Origin of the sequence: Aeromonas sp. DNP9 (assembly GCF_001728955.1) — a bacterium.
Lineage (GTDB): Bacteria > Pseudomonadota > Gammaproteobacteria > Enterobacterales > Aeromonadaceae > Aeromonas > Aeromonas veronii.
Map to the genome: position 1 here is coordinate 1 of NZ_LYSQ01000062.1, position 2649 is coordinate 2649.

Below are 2649 nucleotides of genomic sequence, written 5' to 3' on the forward strand. Positions count from 1 at the left end.
CCTATCAACGTTGTGGTCTCCAACGGCCCTTTAGGACCCTCAAGGGGTCAGGGATGACTCATCTCAGGGCTCGCTTCCCGCTTAGATGCTTTCAGCGGTTATCGATTCCGAACTTAGCTACCGGGCAGTGCCACTGGCGTGACAACCCGAACACCAGAGGTTCGTTCACTCCGGTCCTCTCGTACTAGGAGCAACTCCCTTCAATCATCCAACGCCCACGGCAGATAGGGACCGAACTGTCTCACGACGTTCTGAACCCAGCTCGCGTACCACTTTAAATGGCGAACAGCCATACCCTTGGGACCGACTTCAGCCCCAGGATGTGATGAGCCGACATCGAGGTGCCAAACACCGCCGTCGATATGAACTCTTGGGCGGTATCAGCCTGTTATCCCCGGAGTACCTTTTATCCGTTGAGCGATGGCCCTTCCATTCAGAACCACCGGATCACTATGACCTACTTTCGTACCTGCTCGACCTGTCCGTCTCGCAGTTAAGCTGGCTTATGCCATTGCACTAACCTCCTGATGTCCGACCAGGATTAGCCAACCTTCGTGCTCCTCCGTTACTCTTTGGGAGGAGACCGCCCCAGTCAAACTACCCACCAGGCACTGTCCGCGAGCCCGATTCAGGGCCCTGCGTTAGAACATCAAACATACAAGGGTGGTATTTCAAGGACGGCTCCAGCGCAACTGGCGTCACGCCTTCAAAGCCTCCCACCTATCCTACACATGTAGGTTCAATGTTCAGTGCCAAGCTGTAGTAAAGGTTCACGGGGTCTTTCCGTCTAGCCGCGGGTACACCGCATCTTCACGGCGAATTCGATTTCACTGAGTCTCGGGTGGAGACAGCATGGCCATGGTTACACCATTCGTGCAGGTCGGAACTTACCCGACAAGGAATTTCGCTACCTTAGGACCGTTATAGTTACGGCCGCCGTTTACCGGGGCTTCGATCAAGAGCTTCGCTTGCGCTAACCCCATCAATTAACCTTCCGGCACCGGGCAGGTGTCACACCCTATACGTCCACTTTCGTGTTTGCAGAGTGCTGTGTTTTTGATAAACAGTCCCAGCCATCTGGTCACTGCGACTCCCGACAGCTCCATCCGCAAGGGACTTCACCATCAAGAGCGAACCTTCTCCCGAAGTTACGGTTCTATTTTGCCTAGTTCCTTCACCCGAGTTCTCTCAAGCGCCTTGGTATTCTCTACCCGACCACCTGTGTCGGTTTGGGGTACGATGACTTGTAATCTGAAGCTTAGAGGCTTTTCCTGGAAGCAGGGCATCAATGGCTTCCACACCGTAGTGTGTTCGTCTCGTGTCTCAGTGTTGTGTCTCCGGATTTGCCTAGAAACACCACCTACGCACTTTCACCAGGACAACCGTCGCCTGGCCCACCTAGCCTTCTCCGTCCCCCCATCGCAATTACAAGTCGTGCAGGAATATTAACCTGCTTCCCATCGACTACGCCTTTCGGCCTCGCCTTAGGGGTCGACTCACCCTGCCCCGATTAACGTTGGACAGGAACCCTTGGTCTTCCGGCGAGGAGGCTTTTCACCCCCTTTATCGTTACTTACGTCAGCATTCGCACTTCTGATATCTCCAGCATACCTCTCGATACACCTTCGCAGACTTACAGAACGCTCCCCTACCACTCACACTTAGTGTGAATCCGCGGCTTCGGTGCCTGGTTTGAGCCCCGTTACATCTTCCGCGCAGGCCGACTCGACTAGTGAGCTATTACGCTTTCTTTAAATGATGGCTGCTTCTAAGCCAACATCCTAGCTGTCTGAGCCTTCCCACATCGTTTCCCACTTAACCAGAACTTTGGGACCTTAGCCGGCGGTCTGGGTTGTTTCCCTCTTCACGACGGACGTTAGCACCCGCCGTGTGTCTCCCGGATATTACTTACTGGTATTCGGAGTTTGCATGGGGTTGGTAAGTCGGGATGACCCCCTAGCCCAAACAGTGCTCTACCCCCAGTAGTATTCGTCCGAGGCGCTACCTAAATAGCTTTCGGGGAGAACCAGCTATCTCCGAGTTTGATTGGCCTTTCACCCCCAGCCACAGGTCATCCCCTAACTTTGCAACGTTAGTGGGTTCGGTCCTCCAGTTGATGTTACTCAACCTTCAACCTGCCCATGGCTAGATCACCCGGTTTCGGGTCTACACCTTGCAACTAGACGCCCAGTTAAGACTCGGTTTCCCTACGGCTCCCCTATACGGTTAACCTCGCTACAAAATGTAAGTCGCTGACCCATTATACAAAAGGTACGCAGTCACCCCGAAGGGCTCCCACTGCTTGTACGTACACGGTTTCAGGTTCTATTTCACTCCCCTCACAGGGGTTCTTTTCGCCTTTCCCTCACGGTACTGGTTCACTATCGGTCAGTCAGGAGTATTTAGCCTTGGAGGATGGTCCCCCCATATTCAGACAGGATGTCACGTGTCCCGCCCTACTCGATTTCACATCAAGGTTGTTTTCGTGTACGGGGCTATCACCCTGTATCGCCGGCCTTTCCAGGACCGTTCCACTAACTTCCAAGATGCTTAAGGGCTAATCCCCGTTCGCTCGCCGCTACTGAGGGAATCTCGGTTGATTTCTTTTCCTCGGGGTACTTAGATGTTTCAGTTCTCCCGGTTCGCCTC

Annotated in this window: 1 rRNA gene; it reads right to left on the reverse strand. The window is 53.7% G+C overall.

What is annotated here, in order from left to right:
• Nucleotides 1-2649 (reverse strand): 23S ribosomal RNA (locus A9G06_RS21195); the annotation flags it as partial.